This is a genomic window from Pseudomonas sp. BIGb0164, assembly GCF_024810135.1.
In the GTDB taxonomy this organism is placed as follows: domain Bacteria; phylum Pseudomonadota; class Gammaproteobacteria; order Pseudomonadales; family Pseudomonadaceae; genus Aquipseudomonas.
The window spans coordinates 422,247-442,442 of record NZ_JANUEA010000003.1 but is presented as its reverse complement, the minus strand read 5'-3'; the positions used below and the strand labels follow the sequence as shown (position 1 = coordinate 442,442).

At 61.7% G+C, this 20,196-nt stretch carries 23 protein-coding genes; 12 read left to right on the top strand and 11 right to left on the bottom strand.

Annotation, left to right across the window (positions count from 1 at the left end):
- Positions 1 to 78 precede the first annotated feature (78 nt).
- The gene (gene sutA, locus M2394_RS09910) at positions 79 to 405 is read left to right on the top strand and encodes a transcriptional regulator SutA (RefSeq protein ID WP_178920302.1); all 327 of its coding nucleotides are present in this window, start codon (positions 79 to 81) and stop codon (positions 403 to 405) included.
- A 196-nt stretch (positions 406 to 601) separates the two neighbouring features.
- On the opposite strand, the gene M2394_RS09905 is transcribed toward sutA, so the two are convergent.
- From M2394_RS09905 to M2394_RS09880, 6 genes are read right to left on the bottom strand one after another with little or no spacing between them, the layout of a single operon-like run.
- Complete coding sequence (locus M2394_RS09905; protein ID WP_178920300.1) at positions 602 to 1,297, bottom strand: HAD family hydrolase; 696 nt, start codon at positions 1,295 to 1,297, stop codon at positions 602 to 604.
- The gene (gene xerC / locus M2394_RS09900) at positions 1,294 to 2,193 is read right to left on the bottom strand and encodes a tyrosine recombinase XerC (RefSeq protein ID WP_178920298.1); all 900 of its coding nucleotides are present in this window, start codon (positions 2,191 to 2,193) and stop codon (positions 1,294 to 1,296) included. Before xerC ends, M2394_RS09905 begins: the two co-directional genes overlap by 4 nt.
- A gap of 2 nt (positions 2,194 to 2,195) precedes the next feature.
- Positions 2,196 to 2,912, bottom strand: coding sequence for a DUF484 family protein (locus M2394_RS09895; protein WP_259172369.1), 717 nt, complete (start codon positions 2,910 to 2,912; stop codon positions 2,196 to 2,198).
- A gap of 13 nt (positions 2,913 to 2,925) precedes the next feature.
- Positions 2,926 to 3,756, bottom strand: coding sequence for a diaminopimelate epimerase (gene dapF / locus M2394_RS09890; RefSeq protein WP_178920294.1), 831 nt, complete (start codon positions 3,754 to 3,756; stop codon positions 2,926 to 2,928).
- Between the two features lie 3 nt (positions 3,757 to 3,759).
- Positions 3,760 to 5,007, bottom strand: coding sequence for a diaminopimelate decarboxylase (lysA, locus tag M2394_RS09885; RefSeq protein WP_178920292.1), 1,248 nt, complete (start codon positions 5,005 to 5,007; stop codon positions 3,760 to 3,762).
- A gap of 9 nt (positions 5,008 to 5,016) precedes the next feature.
- The gene (locus M2394_RS09880; RefSeq protein ID WP_034110232.1) at positions 5,017 to 5,187 is read right to left on the bottom strand and encodes an LPS translocon maturation chaperone LptM; all 171 of its coding nucleotides are present in this window, start codon (positions 5,185 to 5,187) and stop codon (positions 5,017 to 5,019) included.
- 238 nt (positions 5,188 to 5,425) lie between these two features.
- Between M2394_RS09880 and cyaY the strand changes: the two genes are divergently transcribed.
- From cyaY to rnk, 3 genes are all read left to right on the top strand, one after another.
- Positions 5,426 to 5,773 carry an iron donor protein CyaY gene (gene cyaY, locus M2394_RS09875; RefSeq protein ID WP_016975873.1) on the top strand — a complete coding sequence of 116 codons (348 nt, stop codon included), beginning with the start codon at positions 5,426 to 5,428 and terminating at the stop codon, positions 5,771 to 5,773.
- Positions 5,774 to 5,775: 2 nt separating this feature from the next.
- Positions 5,776 to 5,994 carry a DUF1289 domain-containing protein gene (locus tag M2394_RS09870; RefSeq protein WP_046070059.1) on the top strand — a complete coding sequence of 73 codons (219 nt, stop codon included), beginning with the start codon at positions 5,776 to 5,778 and terminating at the stop codon, positions 5,992 to 5,994.
- Positions 5,995 to 6,125: 131 nt separating this feature from the next.
- The gene (gene rnk / locus M2394_RS09865) at positions 6,126 to 6,539 is read left to right on the top strand and encodes a nucleoside diphosphate kinase regulator (protein WP_135311347.1); all 414 of its coding nucleotides are present in this window, start codon (positions 6,126 to 6,128) and stop codon (positions 6,537 to 6,539) included.
- Here rnk and M2394_RS09860 read toward each other — a convergent pair.
- From M2394_RS09860 to M2394_RS09850, 3 genes are all read right to left on the bottom strand, one after another.
- Complete coding sequence (locus tag M2394_RS09860; protein WP_178920291.1) at positions 6,536 to 9,376, bottom strand: class I adenylate cyclase; 2,841 nt, start codon at positions 9,374 to 9,376, stop codon at positions 6,536 to 6,538. The two genes, rnk and M2394_RS09860, sit on opposite strands and share 4 nt — an antisense overlap.
- A gap of 166 nt (positions 9,377 to 9,542) precedes the next feature.
- Entirely contained in the window at positions 9,543 to 9,797 is a 255-nt protein-coding gene (locus M2394_RS09855) for a TIGR02647 family protein (RefSeq protein WP_178920288.1), read from the bottom strand.
- 95 nt (positions 9,798 to 9,892) lie between these two features.
- A complete protein-coding gene (locus tag M2394_RS09850) occupies positions 9,893 to 10,177 on the bottom strand; it encodes a hypothetical protein (RefSeq protein WP_178920286.1) in 285 nt (94 codons plus the stop codon).
- A 126-nt stretch (positions 10,178 to 10,303) separates the two neighbouring features.
- Here M2394_RS09850 and M2394_RS09845 point away from each other — a divergent pair, with 126 nt between their 5' ends.
- A complete protein-coding gene (locus M2394_RS09845; protein ID WP_259172368.1) occupies positions 10,304 to 10,963 on the top strand; it encodes a glutathione S-transferase family protein in 660 nt (219 codons plus the stop codon).
- Positions 10,964 to 11,105: 142 nt separating this feature from the next.
- Here the strand turns inward: M2394_RS09845 and argH are convergent, their stop codons facing one another.
- Positions 11,106 to 12,500, bottom strand: a complete 1,395-nt coding sequence (gene argH, locus M2394_RS09840; protein ID WP_176994423.1) for an argininosuccinate lyase — start codon at positions 12,498 to 12,500, stop codon at positions 11,106 to 11,108.
- 503 nt (positions 12,501 to 13,003) lie between these two features.
- Between argH and M2394_RS09835 the strand changes: the two genes are divergently transcribed.
- The 7 genes from M2394_RS09835 (at position 13,004) to rsd (ending at position 19,408) form a co-directional block, all read left to right on the top strand.
- Positions 13,004 to 13,750, top strand: a complete 747-nt coding sequence (locus M2394_RS09835) for a LytTR family DNA-binding domain-containing protein (RefSeq protein WP_259172367.1) — start codon at positions 13,004 to 13,006, stop codon at positions 13,748 to 13,750.
- Between the two features lie 138 nt (positions 13,751 to 13,888).
- A complete protein-coding gene (gene hemC, locus M2394_RS09830) occupies positions 13,889 to 14,830 on the top strand; it encodes a hydroxymethylbilane synthase (protein WP_178920280.1) in 942 nt (313 codons plus the stop codon).
- On the top strand, positions 14,827 to 15,576 hold the full coding sequence (locus tag M2394_RS09825; RefSeq protein ID WP_259172366.1) for a uroporphyrinogen-III synthase: 750 nt from the start codon (positions 14,827 to 14,829) through the stop codon (positions 15,574 to 15,576). Before hemC ends, M2394_RS09825 begins: the two co-directional genes overlap by 4 nt.
- A 42-nt stretch (positions 15,577 to 15,618) precedes the next feature.
- On the top strand, positions 15,619 to 16,734 hold the full coding sequence (locus M2394_RS09820; RefSeq protein WP_259172365.1) for a uroporphyrinogen-III C-methyltransferase: 1,116 nt from the start codon (positions 15,619 to 15,621) through the stop codon (positions 16,732 to 16,734).
- A 5-nt stretch (positions 16,735 to 16,739) separates the two neighbouring features.
- The gene (locus M2394_RS09815; protein ID WP_259172364.1) at positions 16,740 to 17,981 is read left to right on the top strand and encodes a heme biosynthesis protein HemY; all 1,242 of its coding nucleotides are present in this window, start codon (positions 16,740 to 16,742) and stop codon (positions 17,979 to 17,981) included.
- A gap of 236 nt (positions 17,982 to 18,217) precedes the next feature.
- Positions 18,218 to 18,739: a disulfide bond formation protein B gene (locus M2394_RS09810; protein ID WP_178920276.1), complete on the top strand. Its 522-nt coding sequence runs from the start codon at positions 18,218 to 18,220 to the stop codon at positions 18,737 to 18,739.
- Between the two features lie 210 nt (positions 18,740 to 18,949).
- A complete protein-coding gene (gene rsd, locus M2394_RS09805; RefSeq protein WP_178920275.1) occupies positions 18,950 to 19,408 on the top strand; it encodes a sigma D regulator in 459 nt (152 codons plus the stop codon).
- A 54-nt stretch (positions 19,409 to 19,462) separates the two neighbouring features.
- On the opposite strand, the gene M2394_RS09800 is transcribed toward rsd, so the two are convergent.
- The gene (locus M2394_RS09800) at positions 19,463 to 20,140 is read right to left on the bottom strand and encodes an FKBP-type peptidyl-prolyl cis-trans isomerase (RefSeq protein ID WP_259172363.1); all 678 of its coding nucleotides are present in this window, start codon (positions 20,138 to 20,140) and stop codon (positions 19,463 to 19,465) included.
- Positions 20,141 to 20,196 lie beyond the last annotated feature (56 nt).

Genomic DNA, 20,196 nt, shown 5'->3' with positions numbered 1-20,196 from the left:
ATTTTTTTCCGGCAGCCTTCGACAGTTGGTGAAGCTGGGCTATAACTAATCTGCTTTTCGCAAGTCATGAGGTAGAACATGAGCGACGATGATCTGGAAAACGACGAACTCGAAGTAGGTGACGAAGACGACACCGAAGAAGGTCTTGAAGCGGCGGCGGAAGACGTTGCTGACGACGACGGTGGCGATGATGTACCTGCTCCAGCCGCCAAAGGCAAAGCCAAGGCTGCTGTGTCGGTAGACGAACTGCCGAGCGTTGAAGCCAAGAACAAAGAGCGCGATGCGCTGGCCCGTGCGATGGAAGAATTCCTCGCCAAAGGCGGCAAAGTGCAGGAAGTCGAGGCCAACGTGGTGGCAGATCCACCGAAGAAGCCGGATAACAAGTACGGCAGCCGACCTATCTGAGGTCAGCCACCTGCTTGTAGGAAAGAGCCCGCCGTCGCTGCGGGCTTTTTCATGCCTGGAATAAGTTTTTCTACAAGTCACTGTGAATCTAATGTGGGAGCGGGCTTGCTCGCGAATGCGGTGGGTCAGCCAGCTCATCTGGTACTGATACACCGCATTCGCGAGCAAGCCCGCTCCCACATTTTGATCGCTGGTGTTACTGCCAGTTGCGCAGCAGTGGCGGCAGCTCGTTCAAGCTGCGGATTTCTGCATCCGGGCGCTTATCCGCGTCCCACACCTTACCCGTCGGGTTGAACCACACCGCCCGCAGCCCCGCCTGCTGTGCCCCGGCGATGTCATCTCCCGGATGATCGCCAATATGCACCGCCTGGCTCGCGTCCACGCCGCCACGTTGCAACGCCTCCTGAAACAACCGCGCATCCGGCTTGGCAATGCCGATGTCTTCGGCACGCAAGGCAAAGTGGAAGTATTCGGCCAGGCCAACGCGTTGCACATCGGCGTTGCCGTTGGTGATCACCCCCAGCAGGAAGTGCTGGCGCAGGGCCTGGAGCATGGGCTCGGCTTCGGGGAACGGGGTGAGTTGATGGCGCGCATGAATGAACGCTTCAAAACACACATCCGCCATTTCCGTAGCTTGTGGTTGTGCATATCCGGCCTCTTCGAACGCATGCATCAACACGCGATGCCGCAAGATGCTGATGCGGTGTTTGAGCTCGGGATGACGCTCCAGCACTTGCTGGCGCAGGCTGGCGAAATGCTCCAGAGGCAAGTCGCCGACCTTGGACGCGTTAACCGCCAGCCATTCGCGCATCGACGCTTCGGCGCTGATGATGACCGGTACGTTGTCCCAGAGCGTGTCGTCCAGGTCGAAGGTGATCAGCTTGATACTCATGAGTCGCCGCCCTTGATGCGTTTGGCCCGTGGATGGGCGCTGTCGTACACCGTTGCCAGGTGTTGGAAGTCCAGATGGGTGTAGATCTGCGTGGTCTTGATGTCGGAGTGGCCGAGCAGTTCCTGCACTGCGCGCAGGTCCTGAGACGATTCCAGCATATGGCTGGCAAAGGAGTGCCGCAGCATATGGGGATGCAGGTTCTGCCCCAGCTCGCGTTCGCCGGCTGCCTTGACCCGCACTTGAATCGCCCGTGGCCCCAGGCGTCGGCCTTGCTGGCTGATGAACACTGCGTCGTCCACGGGGTTGGCCAGGGCGCGCAGCGGCAACCACAGTTGCAAGGCTTCCCGGGCCTTCCTGCCCACTGGCAGTACGCGGGTTTTGCTGCCCTTGCCGAGTACTTGTACCAGGCCGTCCGCCAGGTCCAGTTGGTCGAGGTTCAAGCCGGTCAGCTCCGACAGGCGCAGTCCCGAGGAGTAGAACAGTTCAAGAATCGCCTGGTCGCGATGGGCGAGGAAGTCATCTTCGACAGCACCGTCCAGAAGCTGCAAGGCACGATCAGTGTCGAGGGTCTTGGGCAGGCGCCGTTCGCCTTTGGGCGGCGACAGGCCATTGGCCGGGTCGTGATCGCACAGGCCTTCACGGTTCAAGTAGTGATAGAGCCCACGCACTGCCGACAGCAGGCGGGACAGACTGCGCGAGGATTGCCCGGCCTGGTGCAGGCGTGCGATCAGGCTGCGCAGGCTCTGGATGTCCAGGGCCTTCCAGCTGCTGATCTGCTGCTTTTCGCAGTACGCCAGGACCTTGTTCAAGTCCCGTCGGTACGCTTCCAGCGTATGGGGCGACACCTGGCGCTCGTTGCGCAGGTGAGCGCAATAAGCGTCCAGTTGCCGTTCCATGGCTAGCGCACCGCGCGCAAGGCGGTGGTGAAGCGTGGCAGCACGCGGCCCAGCACTTCGGCGATGTAGGTCAGGAACAGCGTGCCCACCGAGCTTTTGTAGTGCGCAGGGTCGCGGCTGGCGATGGCGAGTACGCCATGCAAGCCTTGGTGGCTGAGGGCAACCACGGCGGTGGAGCCGATCTGCTTACGCTGCTCGGCGCCAAACAGGAAGTCCAGCTCATGCTCACGCAAGGTGCCACTGATGGTCTTGCCTTCGGACAGCAAGCCGCCAATGGCGGTCTGCGCTTCGCCGCCGCTGACCCAGCGACCCACCGGCATCGGGTTGTCGCTGAACAGGATCAGGCTGACAAACGGCACCTGAAAGTCCTGGCGCAGGCTGTCTTCCACGGCGATGACGGTTTCTTCAAGGCTGGTGGCGTCCATCAAGGTCAGGATCAGGCGGCGGGTTTTCTCGAACAGGCGATCGTTGTCGCGGGCGACGTCCATCAAGTGCGAGAGCTTGTGGCGCATTTCGATATTGCGCTCGCGCAGGATCTTCATCTGCCGCTCCACCAGCGACACGGTGTCGCCACGCTGGTGGGGAATGCGCAGGGCCGGCAGCAACTCTTCGTGTTGGACGAAGAAGTCCGGATTAGCCTCAAGGTACGCCGCGACGGCGGCGGCCTCCAGACTTTCGCTCGGGGACGCATGTGCGGGTACTTGAGGCTTATCGGTCATTGGCTTGGCTCACTCATAGACGGACCTGTCCTTCGTATACGCGCGAGGCCGGCCCGGTCATCATCACCGGGTGGCCAGGGCCTGCCCATTCGATGGACAGGCGTCCACCGGGCAGGTCGATCAGCAGGGGCGAATCCATCCATCCCTGGCTGATCGCGGCCACGGCAGCGGCGCAAGCACCGGTGCCGCAGGCCTGGGTTTCGCCGGCGCCGCGCTCCCAAACGCGCAGTTGCGCGCGGGAACGGTCGATCACCTGCAGGAAGCCCACATTGACCCGTGCCGGAAAGCGCGGGTGGTGTTCGATCTTCGGCCCCAGTTCATGCACGGGGGCGTTGTTGATGTCATTGACCCGCAGCACCGCATGGGGGTTGCCCATGGAGACCGCTGCCAGGTCGACGATCTGGCCGTCGACGTCGACCGCGTAGCTGGACGCCTGCTCGGTGGCCTGGAACGGGATGTCTGCCGGCACCAGGCGTGGCGCGCCCATGTTGACGCTGATCTGGCCGTCGCTGCGGATATCCAGCTCGATCACGCCGCTCTTGGTCTCGACGCGGATCTGCCGCTTGGCGGTCAGGCGCTTGTCCAGCACGAAGCGGGCGAAGCAGCGGGCACCGTTGCCGCACTGCTCCACTTCGGAACCGTCGGAGTTGAAGATCCGGTAGCGGAAATCCACCTCCGGGTTGCTCGGCGCCTCGACGATCAGCAGTTGGTCGAAACCAATCCCGGTGTGACGGTCGCCCCACTGTTTGGCGTGCTTGGGCAGGATATGCGCGTGCTGGCTGACCAGGTCCAGGACCATGAAGTCATTGCCCAGCCCGTGCATCTTGGTAAAACGCAGCAGCATGGCTTACTCCGGCAGCAGGCTTTCGCCAGCATACAACTCGGCTACCGTCTCGCGGCGACGCACTTCAAACGCTTGATCACCGTCCACCAGCACCTCGGCGGTACGACCGCGGGTGTTGTAGTTGGAACTCATGACAAACCCATAGGCACCGGCCGAATGCACGGCCAGCAGGTCGCCTTCTTCCAGGGCCAGCTGACGATCCTTGGCGAGGAAGTCGCCGGTCTCGCAGATCGGGCCGACGATGTCATAGGCGCGGGCTTCGCTTTGGCGAGGCGTCACGGCAGTGACATTCATCCAGGCCTGGTACAGGGCCGGGCGGATAAGGTCGTTCATCGCCGCGTCGACGATGGCGAAATCCTTGTGCTCAGTGTGCTTGAGGTACTCGACCTGGGTCAGCAGCACACCGGCATTGGCCACGATGTAGCGGCCTGGCTCGAACATCAGCGTCAGGTCGCGGCCCTCGATGCGCTCGCGTACTGCCTGGATGTAGTCGGCGATCAGCGGCGGCTCTTCGTCGCGGTAGCGCACACCCACGCCGCCACCGAGGTCGATGTGGTGCAGGTAGATGCCGCATTCGCCGAGGCGGTCGATCAGCGCCAGCAGGCGGTCGAGCGCATCCAGGAACGGCGGCAGGCTGGTCAGTTGCGAGCCGATATGGCAGTCGACACCCAGCACTTCCAGGTTCGGCAGCTGGGCGGCGCGGATGTACACGTCCTCGGCGTCGGCAATGGCGATGCCGAACTTGTTCTCTTTGAGACCGGTGGAAATGTAGGGGTGGGTGCCGGCGTCGACGTCCGGGTTGACGCGCAGGGAAATCGGCGCACGAACGCCCATCTCGGCGGCCACGACCTGCAGGCGTTCGAGCTCGTCGGTGGATTCGATATTGAAGCAATGCACGCCGACTTCCAGGGCGCGGCGCATGTCTTCACGGGTCTTGCCGACACCGGAGAACACGATCTTGTCAGCCGTGCCGCCAGCGGCCAGCACACGTTCCAGCTCGCCACGGGAGACGATGTCAAAACCAGCGCCCAATCGCGCCAGGACATTCAGTACACCCAGGTTGGAGTTGGCCTTGACCGCGTAGCACACCAGGTGCGGCACGCCGTCGAGGGCGTCGGTGAAAGAACGGTACTGGGCTTCGATATGCGCACGGGAGTACACATAGGTCGGGGTGCCAAAGCGCTGGGCAATCGCGGACAACGCCACGCCTTCCGCGAACAGCTCGCCGTCCCGGTAGTTAAAAGCGTCCATGGGTTTCCCTTATTCGTAGGTGTCGTGCTTATGCGCTTTGGCTGGCTTTTGCGACGATTGCGCCTGTTCATTCGGGTCTTTGCTGTCATCGGGCAGGTACAGCGGGCCTTTTTGACCACAGGCACTAACGAGGCAAGCGACCGCGACGAGCGCAGCAAGAGAAGAGATCAGGCGCTTCATGGCGAAATCCTTGAATATGCATTAATTGCGCCCGAGTATACCGACCACCCGCCAGCTTGCCTATGCGCTGGAATACCCGTCTGGCGGGGCTTTGCCGAGAGAGTTCGGATGCGTACTACGCTGGCTGAGGATATTTCATGCCGTCACCTGTGATGAAATCGGTATCCTTTGCAATCGGCGAAGCTCGCCCGTATCGTGCGGCGCTTGAGCAAAACCAGACACTTTTGAGGTTGCCACAATGAGTTTGACCGAAGCCCGTTTTCACGACCTGGTGGATTCGACCCAGCAGGCGCTGGAAGATATTTTCGACGACAGCGGCCTGGACGTGGACCTGGAAAACTCGGCGGGCGTGCTGACCGTCAAGTTCGAGAGCGGTCAGCAATTGATCTTCAGCCGCCAGGAGCCTTTGCGTCAGCTGTGGCTGGCAGCACGTTCCGGTGGCGTTCACTTCGACTATGACGAAGAAAGCGGCAAATGGCAGTGCGACAAGAGTGAGGAGCTGTTGGGTGAAATGCTCGCGCGGCTGGTCGAGGAATATACCGGCGAAGCGCTGGACTTTGATGAGTTGGGGCAGGACGAGAACTGACCGTGACCCAGCCTGCACCCGTCCGTCCGCCCAAGCCGCTGTTCAGTAATGTCAGCCCGGCGGTGCCGTCACCTTGTATCAGTTTGTGTCGCCTGGATGAGCAAAAAGTCTGCCTCGGTTGCTTCCGCCACGTGGAAGACATCCGGGAATGGCGCTCCGCCGACGATGCGCGGCGCCGGGTGATCTGCGCCGAGGCCGAACAGCGCAAGGCGCGCGCCTGAGGTCGTCTTGTTTATTTGTGACGCTGTGGTAGTGTCCGGGTACGCCTCAACTCATCGAGGCCCGTGAGAACCCCGCCTTTTTCTGGCGGGGTTTTGCTTTTTTGTGCAGAAAAAAGGAGTCTGCCTGAATCATGACCACCGCACCGTCCATCATCCTCACCCGTCTTGACGTGCAGCGTCTGGAGCAACTGATCGACCGCCTGGGCGACGAATCTCCCGGCGTCGAAGCGTTGCAAGCCGAACTCGACCGCGCCGAAGACGTGGTTGGCCACGATGAAGTGCCTGCGGGTGTCGTGACCATGAACTCCAGCGTGCATTGCCGTGAGCAGGGCAGTGGCAAGGACTACCATCTGACCCTGGTCTATCCGAAGCACGCGAATGCCGACGAGGGCAAGATTTCGATCCTGGCACCGGTGGGCAGCGCCTTGCTGGGCCTGCAAGTGGGCCAGCACATCGACTGGCCGGCTCCCGGTGGCAAGACCCTCAAGCTGGAATTGCTCAGCGTTGAAGGCCAGCCGAAAGACGGCGGCGCGTTTCCTCTCTAAAGCTGGCTCAACGCCTCGTTGAGCGACAGCTCCAGCTCGGCCTTGTAGCGCAGGTACAGGTTGCTAGGGCTTTGCACATCACCGAGCAGGCCGGACAGGTCGAGGTCGGTGATGTAGCAGCGGTAGCGCTCGGTCTCGCGGCGCTGCCCGACAATCTCCTGGGCCACCACGGCAAACAACTGGTCACCAAATTCCAACTCGGAAAATTCCCGCTGGTTGCAATACAGGGTGATGCCAACCAAACCCGGCGCCGCCTTCCCGATGATCGCCTGCACATCGTAGAACGGCTTGTTCGCCGGGTTCTGCGGCGCTGGCCGTGGTTCGATGCCGCGAGCACGGGTACTGCCAGACGGTAATAACTGGTAATACAGGGTTTGCACACCGCCCAAGGGGTGTTGAGTGTTCAGGGGCGAGAGCGCCTCGCGACGATAGATGATCGATTGCAGGAAGCGCTGCAACGGCGCCAACAGGCTTTGTTCATCATGAAATGGCAGGCGCTGTTGCCACAGCGCATTGAACTCATCCAGCACGTACAGCTCGGCGAACCCCTCGTTGACCCTGTAGAACACCTGCACGCAATCGGCCTGACCCATGGGTAGCAGCAGTGCCAGGTCATGGTCCTCCAGGGCCATGGCGTCCAGGTGCAGCGGGCTGTAGCTGGCCAGCTCTTCGCTGAGGTAGGCGATCAGCGCCTCCTGGGTCGGCAACGAGACATGGGTGGCTTGCCCCGGCATCAGCTCCATGACGTGATAATGCTGCTGCACCTGGAGCAGGTAGCGATGGTTGCCCTGGCCCAGCAGCAGGTTTTGCGCCGTGTCGAAAATTTCCTCGACGCGCTGTGCAATGAATTGCGCACGATTGTGACAGAAGCAGCGCACCCGCAGCCGGGGCAGGTGATCTGACGGCAGTTGGTTGAGGTAGTCGCGCAGGCAGTCGAGCAAGGCGTGGGGGCCGTCGTAGCGGCTGACCATCACCTCGTTCCAGCTATTGAGCGTGACCTGGTCCAGGGTCAGCACCAGATTGTCGCGCACCCCGGCGTAGCTCAGGGAGTCGGTACGCTCGGTGGTCATCAGGATGTTCAGGTCGCGGTGATGCTTGAGCGGGTCGACCCCGACGTTAATCAGCAGCAACACGTCCTCCGGCACCGCCGAGCGCAGCAGGCGTTCTTCGTCGACGCTGGCCAGGGGCAGGGCGATGGTCTGCTGCAGGCTGCCGAGCAGGTTGAACAGCTCGAACTCGGTCATGTCGCTGGTGCCCGGGTGCAGGGCCAGGCGTGTGCTGGTGTCGATCACCCCGTTGCGATGGCACCAGGTCAGCATCTCCAACAGATCGCGACTGCGCTTGATCGGCGCAAAGTGCTCCCATTCCAGGGCGGTGAGGTTGCCGTTGTACAGGCCCCAATGGTGCTGGCCCGGCTCCTTGCGGTTGGGCGACTGCACCAGGGTGAGGGTGTCTTCGGCCAGGTCCGGGGCGATCCCCGGGTTGATGAACTCGACCTTGCCGGCCTTGCGTTCAAACGCTGCGTACAGGCGCCGGCCCAGCACATTGAGGTCGCGCTTGTTGATCAGGCTGACGGTCTGTTCGGTGCGGGCAAACTGGGTCAGGAAGCGGTAACTGTAGTTCAGCTCATTGACCAGGGCGCGGCGCTCGGACGCCACCTGGCGCACTTTCCACTGGCTGCGACTGTCCAGCAGCGCCAGTTGACGCTGGTCCCAGCCCCATTCATGGGCCAGGCGCTCAAGCAGCAAGCGCTGCCAGCTTGTGCTGCCCTTGCCGGCGCTGAGCTTGCGATTGACCTTCAGGTACAGCGCGCGCCGTACCAGCTCCAGGCGTTCCGGCTCGTTGCGCGCCTTGAGGTGCTCCTCGATGCGGCGGTAGACCACGATGTAAGGGTCCAGCTCGTCCAGGTCCATCTGGTTGGCGAATACCGCGCGTTTGAAGCGCAGGCTCAGGCACTGCACGTTGGGGTGTTCGCTGGCGTAGACCTCGGTGAGCAGCAGCTTGAGCACGGACTTGTAGGGCGATTCGATGCCCTTGAACAGTTGCCACAGGCCGGCACCAATGAACTCCCCCGGAGGAATGTGCGCCAGGTGGCCGAGGTCGAGGGTTTCATCCGCGCGGATAAAGCGCTTGGAGATCAGCGCGTGGGTGAACTCGGCATAGCGGGTTTCTTCATACACCGGCACCAACCACCAGATCGGCGTGCGCCCGGCCAGCCAGATGGCGGTGCGATAGAACTCGTCCAGCAGCAGGTAGTGCTGGGTGGTGCCGCAGTCGTCGGAGCTGAGCTGGGTGTCGCGCTCACCCAGCACAAAGCGTGTGGGCTCGATCAGGAAGAAATGCGCCTCGGCCCCCATGCTCAGCGCCCAGGTTTCCAGCAACTGGCATTTCTTGCGCAGTTCGGCCAGTTCGTTTTCGCCCAGGTCCGGCGCGTGGCACACCCACACGTCCATGTCGCTCTGGTCCGCCTGGGCCAGGGTGCCGAGGCTGCCCATCAAGAACAGGCCGTGGATAGGGCGGGGCGGGTTGCCATGGCGCGGCTTATAGGAAAAGGAACGGGTCAGGCGCTGGGCTTCGGTCAGGGCCTGGGCGTCGGGTTCGAAGTTCGACAGCCCGGCAGGCGTGCTGCCCGAAACATAGCCTGGCAACAGCGGGTGGTTGACGTGGAAAAACAGCGGCAGCAGTGTCAGCACGCTTTGCTGACGCGGTGTCAGCCCCTCGATTGCCCTGGCCATACGGCCTTCGTTGAGGGCCATGAAACGCGCGCGCAACTGGGCCAGCACCTTGCGGTCGATGCCTTCGTCCAGGTCGGGGCGGATTTCATGGGTGCGGGTCATTTCGGCTTCGCAGGCTGCAGGGCCCGACGTGGGCGGCCATGTAGGAGTTTACAGTCAGAAGCGTAGGAGGTTTAGAGGGAAAAGGTTTTTGACGTCAGAATTTTATCGACCCACAGCAACGCCCTCGGAATCCGCAATCGGCGGACTCCATGGGCGATATCACGTGTCAGGCAGCTTCTTTGGTATGGGCGGTGGTCAAGATGGTCAGCAGGGTTTGGGCCTGCTCCGCAGCGTCACGGCCGAGGCTGGTCAGGTAGCCTCCGTCTGGCTGGTCGATCAGCCCTTTGGCGTGGAGGCGTTTGGCAGCGGCGATGGCAGTCGGGGAGGCGGTCTGATGGACTTTCAGGCCTTCTTTGGTGCTGTCCAGGGGGAAGAGTACAAGGATTTCCAGTTCGGCAACCAACTCAGGGGTATACGACATAAGGACTCCAGACTTTCTAAGAATTTATTAGAGGCTAGCAGGCCATAAGGTGAACGCACTTTGCCGAACTGTCCAGCGTGTTGAGTGTGCCGGGGTTATTGCTTTTCAGGCGGCAGCGTCGGCAGCGCGCGCAGTGCAGTTTCATACCATTCGGTATTGAACGCGCGGTCCTCTTCCAGCAAAGCGTCGATCTCGACGGCCAGCACGTGGGCCATCATTTGCAGGATGTCTTCACGCTCGTAACCCACCAGGGTCAGCTTGTTGAACGTGGCCTTGGCGGCAGGCGGGTTTTCGCTTTCGATCTGGTTTTCGATCGCTTCGATCAGGGTGGTCTCGGCGAATTCTTCTTCGTCGTTGTCGATATCGGTCGGCTCGCTCATGGCAGGCTCCTCAAGGAAAGGGCGCCAGTCTACGCCCATTCAGGCGGGTGATGCTGCTGGTCAGGTGGACGCTTCGGATCTATAACTCATGCAGCCAACCCCATACCCGGCCTGGAGGCACCTGCAATGCTCAAGCTCTACGGTTTTTCGGTCAGCAACTACTACAACATGGTCAAGCTGGCGTTGCTGGAGAAAGGGCTGCCTTTCGAAGAGGTGCCTTTTTACGCTGGCCAAACCCCCGAAGCCTTGGCGGTCAGCCCGCGAGGCAAGGTGCCGGTACTGGGCGTCAAGCAGGGGTTTATCAACGAGACCAGCGTGATCCTCGAATACCTCGAGCAAACCCAGGAAGGTCCTTCACTGCTGCCCGCCGAGCCGTTCCAGCGCGCTCAGGTGCTGGCGCTGTGTCGGGAAATCGAGCTGTACATCGAGTTGCCAGCCCGCGCCTGTTTCGCTGAAGCGTTTTTCGGTATGCCGGTGCCGGAGGCGATCAAGGACAAATCCAAGGCCGAATTGCTGCTGGGGGTGGGGGCACTGGGGCGACATGGCAAGTTCGCACCCTATGTCGCCGGGGAGAGCTTCACGCTTGCCGATCTGTATTTCATGTACAGCATGAACCTCGCCTGCGTGGTGGGCGAGAAGTTGTTTGGGCTGGATTTTCTGGCTGAGATGCCTAAGGCGAAAGCGCTGCTGGACAAGCTGCATGCCATGCCCAATGCGCAGAAGGTTGCGGCGGACAGGGAAGCCGCGATGCCGACGTTTATGGCGATGATTGCGGCAAAAAAATAATTACGACAAGCGCAGCTCAAAATGTGGGAGCGGGCTTGGTCGCGAAAGCGGTGGATCAGTCAATGTATCGGTGACTGAAATACCGCTTTCGCGACCAAGCCCGCTCCCAGAGGGTTGACCGCGTTGCAGCAGAAAACGAGGTCTAGCGGCTGGCGAGCAGGGCCTGGCCGCGTGCGACGGCTGCCTTGACCTGCGCCGGTGCTGTGCCGCCCACGTGGTTACGGGCATTCACCGAACCTTCCAGGGTCAGCACGGCGAACACGTCCTGCTCGATCTGGTCGCTGAACTGACGCAGTTCTTCCAGGCTCATTTCCGCCAGGTCCTTGCCGGTGTCTACGCCGTATTTCACCGCGTGGCCGACAATTTCGTGGCAGTCGCGGAACGGCAGGCCACGGCGTACCAGGTAGTCCGCCAGGTCGGTGGCGGTGGAGAAACCGCGCAGCGCCGCTTCACGCATGATCGCGTGCTTGGGCTTGATCGCCGGGATCATGTCGGCAAAGGCACGCAGTGAGTCGCGCAGGGTGTCGGCGGCGTCGAACAGCGGTTCCTTGTCTTCCTGGTTGTCCTTGTTGTAGGCCAGAGGTTGGCCTTTCATCAGGGTCAGCAGGCCCATCAGCGCGCCGAATACGCGGCCGCTCTTGCCACGTACCAGCTCAGGTACGTCGGGGTTTTTCTTTTGCGGCATGATCGAGCTGCCGGTGCAGAAGCGGTCCGGCAGGTCGATGAACTGGAATTGCGCGCTGGTCCACAGCACCAGCTCTTCGGAGAAGCGCGACAGGTGCATCATCGCGATGCTGGCGGCGGCGCAGAATTCGATGGCGAAGTCGCGGTCCGACACGCCGTCCAGGGAGTTGCCGCCTACGGCGTCAAAACCCAGCAGTTGTGCGGTGTATTCGCGGTCGATCGGGTAGGTGGTGCCGGCCAGTGCGGCGCTGCCCAGGGGCATGCGGTTGGCGCGCTTGCGGCAATCCACCAGGCGCTCGTAGTCGCGGCTGAGCATTTCGAACCAGGCCAGCAGGTGGTGGCCAAAGGTCACAGGCTGCGCTGTTTGCAGGTGGGTGAAGCCCGGCATGATGGTGCCCGACTCGCGCTCGGCCTGCTCCAGCAGACCTTTTTGCAGGCGGGTGATTTCGCCCAGGATCAGGTCGATTTCGTCACGCAGCCACAGGCGGATATCGGTGGCCACCTGGTCGTTACGGCTACGGCCGGTGTGCAGTTTCTTGCCGGTCACACCGATGCGGTCGGTGAGGCGGGCTTCGATGTTCATGTGCACGTCTTCCAGATCGACGCGCCAGTCGAACGTACCGGCCTCGATCTCGCCACGGATGGTGGTCAGGCCGTCGATGATGCTGTCGCGCTCGGCGTCGGTCAGTACGCCGACCTTGGCCAGCATCGTCGCGTGGGCGATAGAGCCCATGATGTCGTGGCGGTAGAGGCGCTGGTCGAACGTGACGGAGGCGGTGAAGCGGGCGACGAAGGCGTCGACGGGTTCACTGAAGCGGCCGCCCCAGGACTGGTTGGTCTTGTCGGTGCTCATGGATTCGCTCGTGATCTGCTTAAAAGAGGCGTTGAGGTGTGCCGGCGATAATAACAGGGTTGCCCGGGAAGGCGGTGCTGCGGGTGGTCGGCATTTTTATTTGTGCGAAGGATGGCTAAGTGCCTTGCCGCCGAACGCGTCCGGGAAGAGACTGGGGGCAGCGGTTTATTGAAACGATATTTGACGATTGCACAATGTCGTCTCAGTGAGCGTCTACAGTTGCACTGATAGAGCGTGAATGCACCAAAGTCGGGTGATGCGGTCAGAACCCAGACTATCCATTTAAAAAGGGGGGTATTCGGATTGTGTATCAGCAAACCCTACGACAGTGCCCGAAGGCAGCAGGTCTTGGGCGCAATTGAACAGGTCCGGGTAAATATGGGTGCCGCTCTCGGGGCACTTTTTGCCGCTCGCGCTAGTCTTAGCGTGGATCGCTGTGACGCAAGTCACCGCACCTGTCTACGCTATCCTTGTGCGAGACTCACGCAGGAATCCAGCGCAATATGAATGTCCTGATCGTTGATGACGAACCCCAAGCCCGCGAGCGACTGAGCCGACTGGTCAGTGAACTTGAGGGTTATACAGTCCTTGAACCGAGCGCCACCACCGGTGAAGAGGCGTTGGCGCTAATCGACAGCCTCAAGCCGGATGTGGTGTTGCTCGATATCCGTATGCCGGGCCTCGATGGCTTGCAAGTTGCGGCCCGATTGAGCGAGCGAGAGTCGCCACCTGCCGTGGTCTTTTGCGCAACCGCTGAAGAGTTTTCCGCGGAGACGCTGGAAGCCAGCGGTGTCAGCTTCCTCGCCAAGCCGGTGACGGGCGACGCCTTGCTCAAGGCCCTGAAAAAGGCCGAGCGCCCAACCCGCGTCCAGCTTGCCGCCTTGACTCAGCCGGCAGCCCAGAGCGGCAATGGACCGCGCAGCCATATCAGTGCGCGTACCCGCAAAGGCATCGAGCTGATTCCCCTGAGCCAGGTGGTCTACTTCATTGCCGATCACAAGTACGTGACGCTGCGCCACGAGGCCGGCGAGGTGTTGCTCGACGAGCCACTCAAGGCCCTTGAAGATGAATTTGGCGATCGTTTCGTGCGCATCCACCGCAACGCGCTGGTTGCCCGCGAGCGAATAGAACGCCTGCAACGCACGCCACTGGGGCACTTCCAATTGTTCCTCAAGGGGCTTAACGGCGACGCTCTGATCGTCAGTCGCCGCCATGTGGCCGGTGTGCGCAAGATGATGCAGCAGCTTTAGCCCAAGGGCTGGAGCCAGGCCATAATGTCTTATCCCGGTGCGGCGCGGCCAGGGAGGCCCCGCACTTGCTGATTCAAATCAAAGCGTATTTGCCTGAGCTGTTATTATCTGCCGTATCTATTCAGTACGGATTGATCCATGTCCTCTCGCGAAATCCGCATCGCCACCCGTAAAAGCGCCCTGGCCTTGTGGCAGGCCGAATACGTCAAAGCACGCCTTGAGCAGGCCCATCCGGGCCTCAAAGTGTCCCTGGTGCCCATGGTCAGTCGCGGCGACAAGCTGCTCGACTCGCCGCTGTCGAAGATCGGCGGCAAGGGGCTTTTCGTCAAGGAGCTGGAAACCGCGCTGCTGGAAAACGAAGCCGACATCGCCGTGCACTCCATGAAAGACGTGCCGATGGACTTCCCTGAAGGCCTGGGCCTGTACTGCATTTGCGAGCGTGAAGACCCGCGTGATGCCTTCGTTTCCAACACCTACGCCTCCTTGGATGATCTGCCCCTGGGCAGCATCGTCGGCACCTCCAGCCTGCGTCGCCAGGCACAGTTGCTGACCCGCCGCCCGGACCTGCAGATCCGCTTCCTGCGGGGCAACGTCAATACGCGCTTGGCCAAGTTGGATGCGGGCGAGTATGACGCGATCATTCTCGCCGCCGCCGGCCTGATCCGCCTGGGTTTCGAGGATCGCATCACCTCGGCCATCAGCGTCGAAGACAGCCTGCCAGCAGGCGGGCAGGGCGCCGTGGGCATCGAATGCCGTACCGCCGACAGTGAAATCCACGCGCTGCTCAAGCCTCTCGATCACCCCGACACCGAAGTCCGTGTGACCGCCGAACGCGCCTTGAACAAGCACCTCAACGGCGGCTGCCAGGTGCCGATCGCCTGCTACGCCGTGCTTGAGGGTGAAAACCTGTGGTTGCGCGGCCTGGTGGGCGACCCTGAGGGCGGTACCTTGCTCACCGCCCAGGTGCGCGGCCCGCAACGCGATGCCACGGCCCTGGGCATCCAGGTGGCCGAAGAGCTGCTGGAAAAAGGCGCCGGCGCCATTCTGCAGAAAGTCTATGGCGAGGCCGGTCCACAGTGACCGACTGGCGTGTGCTGCTGACGCGGCCTGCCGAGGAGTCGGCAACACTGGCGGCGACGTTGTCCGATGCGGGCATCTTCAGCAGCAGCCTGCCCTTGCTGGACACCGAACCTTTACCCATCACCCCGGCACAGCAGGCTGTGTTCGATGATCTAGGCCGCTATTGCGCGGTGATCGTCGTCAGCAAGCCGGCTGCGCGCCTCGCTGTGCAGCGGTTGGACCGACGCTGGCCGCAACTGCCGTGGTTCAGTGTCGGTGCTGCGACTGCGCAGGTACTGGCCGACCAGGGCCTGGACGTTCATTATCCGCAAACCGGTGACGACAGCGAGGCCTTGCTGGCGCTGCCGGCCCTGCGCGAAGCGATTGCACGGCCCGGTGCACGGGTGTTGATCCTGCGCGGGGAGGGCGGCCGGGAGCTGCTGGCTGAGCGTTTGCGCGAGCAAGGTGCTAGTGTCGAGTATCTGGCGTTGTACCGCCGTTTCCTGCCGGCCTATGACGTCGGGGTGCTGATGCAACGCATCCAGTTGGAACGCTTGAATGGCCTGGTGGTCAGCAGTGGGCAGGGTTTTTTGCACCTGCAAGCGTTGGCCGGCCCGGATTGGCCGCTTGTGGCACAGTTGCCGTTGTTCGTGCCGAGCCCGCGAGTCTGTGAGATGGCGCGGGCGGCGGGCGCAGAAAAAGTTGTGGATTGTCGCGGCGCGAGTGCCGCGGCTTTGTTAGTGGCGTTGCGCAGCTCTGTCCCATGAGGCAAGCCGCTCCCACTCTCTGAATACGCAAAGGACGGATACGTGAGCGAAACAGCCTTGCCTAAAGAAGAAGCCCAGCCCGCACTGAGTGCGCCGGTTGAGCCACCGGTCACCGCGCCACGTCGTGGCAATGGTCTGGCAGTCGTGGCCCTGTTGCTCGGCGCCGCAGGGGTTGCTGCCGGCGGTTGGGGGATCTGGCAGGTCCGTGCCCTGCAAGCCAGCAGCCAGCAACAGCTGGGGCAGGTGCAGACCCTCGATGACCAATCCCAGTCGCTCAAGCAGAGCCAGCAGCAACTGGCTGCACGCCTGGCACAGCTGCCCGCCGCAGATGAACTGGAGGAGCGTCGTCGTCTGGTCGCCCAACTACAAGGCGATCAGCAACGCCTGAGCCAGCGCCTGGAAACCGTGCTGGGTGCCAGCCGCCAGGACTGGCGCCTGGCAGAAGCCGAGCACCTGATCCGTCTGGCCAGCTTGCGCCTTTCTGCCCTGCAGGACATCAACAGTGCCCAGGCGCTGGTGCAGGGTGCCGACGAAATTCTGCGTGAGCAGAGCGACCCAGGTTCCTATGCCGCGCGTGAGCAGTTGGCCAAGAGCCTTGTTGCCCTGCGCAGTGTTGAGCAGCCGGACCGTACCGGGCTGTACCTGCAACTGGCAGCGTTGCGTGACCAGGTGGTGCAACTGGCAGCCATCGCGCCGGAATACCAACTCACCGAGCCGGCCTCGCAAGGGCGTCCGACCACCGATACGGAAAGCCGCTGGAGCCAATGGTGGGAGCAGATTTCCCGTTACTTCCGCATCGACTTCAACCCGGATGACAACATCCGTCCGCTGCTCGCCGGCCAGGGCTTGAACCAGGTACGCCTGGCGTTGAGCCTGGCACTCGAGCAGGCGCAGTGGGCCGCGCTCAATGGCGAAACGGCGGTGTACAGCCGTGCCCTCGGCGAAGCGCGCAGCGTGTTGCAGGACAACTTCAATCAGGACAATCCGCAGAGCAAGGCCATGCTGGCGCGTATCGCCGAACTTGAGCCCAAGGCCGTTTCGGTGGTGACACCGGACCTGGCGGCGAGCCTTGCGGCGGTGCAGGCCTACCTGGATCGTCGTCACCTGTCTGCTGATGAAGCCAAGGCGGCGGCGGGTACGCCGGCGACCCAGGAGTAGAGCCGATGAAGCGTTTCTATGTGATCCTGGTGCTGGCCGTTGCGATCGCCCTGGCACTGGCCGTGGGCATTTCGAAACACACCGGCTACGTGTTGATTACCTATCCCCATCTGCTGCATTACGAGTCGAGCCTGTGGGCCACGCTGGTGGCGGTATTTGTGCTCGGCTTGGCGATCTACCTGGTCCGCGTGCTGCTGAGCCTGCTCACGACGTCGGGTGGGGTGGTCAACCCGTGGTCGCGGCGCAACCGCAGCCGGCGCGTACAGATTGCGATCGAGCAGGGCCAGATGGACCTTGCCGAAGGCCGCTGGGCCAGCGCCGAACGCCACTTGCACCGTGCCGCAGAAGCCGAGCGCCAGCCGCTGCTTTACTACCTCGGTGCTGCGCGTGCGGCCAACGAGCAGGGGCGTTATGAAGAGTCCGACGGTTTGTTGGAACGCGCCCTGGAGCGTCAACCCCAAGCTGAGTTGGCGGTTGCCCTGAGCCATGCGCAATTGCAACTGGACCGTGGTGATACCGAGGGTGCGCTGACCACCTTGCAGGCGATGCACGAGCGCCACCCGCATAACGCCCAGGTGCTGCGCCAGTTGCAACGCCTGCATCAGCAGCGCGGCGATTGGTCGTCGGTGATTCGGCTGATGCCTGAGCTGCGCAAAGACAAGGTTTTGCCACCCCCGGAGCTGGCCGAACTCGAGCGCCGTGCCTGGGGTGAGAACCTCAGCCTGGCAGCCCAGCGTGAAGACCAGAGTGAAGCCGGGTTGCAGTCCCTTGAGCGTGCGTGGGAACAACTCACGTCTGCCCAGCGTCAGGAGCCGCCATTGGTCTTGGCCTACGCCGAGCAACTGCGCCGATTGGGTGCCGATACGAAGGCTGAGGAAGTGTTGCGTGGCGCTATCAAGCGCGGCTATGACAGCCACTTGATCCGGCTCTATGGTCTGCTGCGTGGTAGCGATCCGGCCCGCCAGTTGAAGTTTGCCGAAGGCTGGCTCAAGGACCACCCGGGCGATGCCAGCCTGCTGCTGACGTTGGGCCGCCTGTGCCTGCAGAACAGTTTGTGGGGCAAGGCGCGGGACTACCTTGAAAGCAGCCTGCAGGTGCAGCGCAATCCTGAAGCCTGTGCCGAGTTGGCACGGTTGCTTGCGCAACTGGGTGACACTGAACGCAGTAACCAGTTGTTCCAGGAAGGTCTGGGACTTCTGGACAACCGTTTGCTGGCGTCACCCTTGCCAGTGCCCGTGCGAGCGTGAAGTAGGAAAGCAAGCGGAGGCTGGCTCGGAATTTTCTGGAGCCAGCCCTTCGATTCCCTGTAAATACAGGGGCAAGTAGATGAGGAAGCAAATTCCTACTCTTGGCCGCCCCAAGTCATCCAGACTCTGACGGCATATCCTCATGCCCTCGCCGAATCGTCTGCTCCAGCGCGTATTGAAAGGAGTCAGGCCTTTCCTCTACCGTAGCGGCCTGTCTCCTGCGGTACGGATCAACAATGTCTTTGGCCCCTTCACGCTCCTTGTTTTTCCTGGCCTTCCTGGCGGGTGCGCTGACGTTGGGCGCGTCTTTTTATGTCGAGTACGGCGCGCTGCTACGCCCCTGCTTCCTGTGCCAGGTCCAACGCATTTATGTGGCGACATTCACCGTGATCAACCTGGTGGCCGCCCTTCATAACCCCAAGCGCTCTGCGGTCATCCTGTACGGGGTGGCCAGCATGGGGTGTGCATTGCTGGGAGCGGTCACCGCTGTGCGCCAGGTGTTGCTGCAAAATGTCGCATCGGATCAGCCGGCTGACTGCTGGCCCAGCTTGCAGTCCATGCTTGAAAACCTGTCGTTTTGGCAGGCCTTGCAATCGACGGTCAAAGGCTCCGTGGACTGCGTCGAGATCAATTGGACGCTGTTTGACTTGAGCCTGCCTGAATGGAGCCTGTTGTGCTTCGTGGCGATGCTGATCCTTGGTGTCCTGCAGTTTTCACGATTGTTTTTGAGCCAGCCCTCGGGGTTGGCAAAGCGCTGAGTGTGGGCCGAAGGTAGTAGGACGGGATTAAACACTTGTATGAACTTTCTGTCCTGCGTACCTTGAAGCCATAGTCATGCGAGCATAATCTGGCCCGCACGCATCAGTAAAACCGTTTGTCAGATGCAGCCTTGTCCGGTTGCTGCTTTATCCTTGAAGTGTTGCGCGGGCACCAGGCGGCAGCGCCCCTACTAGGGAAGAGAGATCATCATGCTGGAAAGTTGTCAGAATGCTCAGGAACGCTGGGGTGGAGTGCACAAGCTGATCGACAGCTGGCTGAAGGCACGTCACGAACTGGTTCGGGCCTTTGATGCTCTCGGTGCCAAGCCCGAAGCATTGTCCCAGAACCGCGAACCATTGCAGGATTTCTGTGGGGTCTTGGTGGACTACGTGTCTGCTGGCCACTTCGGGGTCTACGAGCAACTGACCAAGGAGGCGGAAGCCTTTGATGATCAGCGTGGCCTGGACCTTGCCGAAACCATTTATCCGCGTATCGACGTCATCACTGAAAAGTTGCTGGCGTTCACCGATCTGTGCGACGCCGGCAACTGCGTGGCGGCAAAATTCAAAGAGCTGGGCGCGCTGCTTCACGAGCGATTCGAGCTGGAAGATTGCCTGATCGAAGTGCTGCACAACGCGCACAAGGAAGAGTCCGCCACCCAGGCCTGAACCCTGATGGCGAGATAAAAAAACGGTGCGCTTGGCGCACCGTTTTTTATGGGGTCAGTGGCGGGTTCCGAGCAGTTCGATCTCGAATACGAGGGGCGAGTAGGGTGGGATCAACTCACCTGCGCCGTCGGCGCCATAGGCCTGGGCAGAAGGAATCACCAAGCGCCATTTCGCGCCGACCGGCATCTGCTGCAAGGCGCTGCTCCAGCCGCTGATTACGCTGTCCAGGCGGAACCACTGCGGTTGCGTGCTCTGATCGAAGACGGTCCCATCGGGCAATCGCCCCACGTATTTGACCTGTACCTCATCACTGGCCAATGGCTTGCTGCCACTGCCGGGCGAGAGCTCGGTGAGCAGGATGCCATCCGCCAATTCGCGCACGCCACTCAGTGCTTTTTCCTTGGCTAAAAATTGCTGCTCGGCGGCGAGCGCTTTTTCGGTTTGTGGAACCTGGGCATCGGCTTCGCTTTGAGCTTCGTGCTGGGCGAGCACCTGTTCAATGCGCGCATTGTCCAGAGCCAGGGGTTTGCCTTGATAGGCTTGTTTGAGACCGTCGAGCAATGCCTGAATCTGCAGGTCGGGAACCTCTTGGCGCAAGCGCTCGCCCAGGCTGGCACCCAGGCTGTAGGCGAGGTCGTGCGGGTCTGGGGCCGTCGTTTTGGACGGCGTTTGCTCGCCCGCATTGGCTGTGCAAACCGCCAGGCCAAGCACTAGAAAAAGGTAACGCGACATGGGCATCCTCCCGCCGAAAGTGCGACGGATTATGCCAGTGTGGGTGGGTAAAAAGT

What these genes read in the sequence shown, in the direction of transcription:
- rsd (WP_178920275.1), top strand. Translation starts at nt 18,950, where the DNA reads ATGCTGGAAAGTTGTCAGAATGCTCAGGAACGCTGGGGTGGAGTGCAC.
- argH (WP_176994423.1), bottom strand. Translation starts at nt 12,500, where the DNA reads ATGAGCACCGACAAGACCAACCAGTCCTGGGGCGGCCGCTTCAGTGAA.
- hemC (WP_178920280.1), top strand. Translation starts at nt 13,889, where the DNA reads ATGTCCTCTCGCGAAATCCGCATCGCCACCCGTAAAAGCGCCCTGGCC.
- M2394_RS09800 (WP_259172363.1), bottom strand. Translation starts at nt 20,140, where the DNA reads ATGTCGCGTTACCTTTTTCTAGTGCTTGGCCTGGCGGTTTGCACAGCC.
- M2394_RS09850 (WP_178920286.1), bottom strand. Translation starts at nt 10,177, where the DNA reads ATGAGCGAGCCGACCGATATCGACAACGACGAAGAAGAATTCGCCGAG.
- rnk (WP_135311347.1), top strand. Translation starts at nt 6,126, where the DNA reads ATGACCACCGCACCGTCCATCATCCTCACCCGTCTTGACGTGCAGCGT.
- cyaY (WP_016975873.1), top strand. Translation starts at nt 5,426, where the DNA reads ATGAGTTTGACCGAAGCCCGTTTTCACGACCTGGTGGATTCGACCCAG.
- M2394_RS09815 (WP_259172364.1), top strand. Translation starts at nt 16,740, where the DNA reads ATGAAGCGTTTCTATGTGATCCTGGTGCTGGCCGTTGCGATCGCCCTG.
- M2394_RS09895 (WP_259172369.1), bottom strand. Translation starts at nt 2,912, where the DNA reads ATGACCGATAAGCCTCAAGTACCCGCACATGCGTCCCCGAGCGAAAGT.
- M2394_RS09855 (WP_178920288.1), bottom strand. Translation starts at nt 9,797, where the DNA reads ATGTCGTATACCCCTGAGTTGGTTGCCGAACTGGAAATCCTTGTACTC.
- M2394_RS09810 (WP_178920276.1), top strand. Translation starts at nt 18,218, where the DNA reads ATGTCTTTGGCCCCTTCACGCTCCTTGTTTTTCCTGGCCTTCCTGGCG.
- xerC (WP_178920298.1), bottom strand. Translation starts at nt 2,193, where the DNA reads ATGGAACGGCAACTGGACGCTTATTGCGCTCACCTGCGCAACGAGCGC.
- lysA (WP_178920292.1), bottom strand. Translation starts at nt 5,007, where the DNA reads ATGGACGCTTTTAACTACCGGGACGGCGAGCTGTTCGCGGAAGGCGTG.
- M2394_RS09835 (WP_259172367.1), top strand. Translation starts at nt 13,004, where the DNA reads ATGAATGTCCTGATCGTTGATGACGAACCCCAAGCCCGCGAGCGACTG.
- M2394_RS09860 (WP_178920291.1), bottom strand. Translation starts at nt 9,376, where the DNA reads ATGACCCGCACCCATGAAATCCGCCCCGACCTGGACGAAGGCATCGAC.
- M2394_RS09905 (WP_178920300.1), bottom strand. Translation starts at nt 1,297, where the DNA reads ATGAGTATCAAGCTGATCACCTTCGACCTGGACGACACGCTCTGGGAC.
- M2394_RS09880 (WP_034110232.1), bottom strand. Translation starts at nt 5,187, where the DNA reads ATGAAGCGCCTGATCTCTTCTCTTGCTGCGCTCGTCGCGGTCGCTTGC.
- dapF (WP_178920294.1), bottom strand. Translation starts at nt 3,756, where the DNA reads ATGCTGCTGCGTTTTACCAAGATGCACGGGCTGGGCAATGACTTCATG.
- sutA (WP_178920302.1), top strand. Translation starts at nt 79, where the DNA reads ATGAGCGACGATGATCTGGAAAACGACGAACTCGAAGTAGGTGACGAA.
- M2394_RS09845 (WP_259172368.1), top strand. Translation starts at nt 10,304, where the DNA reads ATGCTCAAGCTCTACGGTTTTTCGGTCAGCAACTACTACAACATGGTC.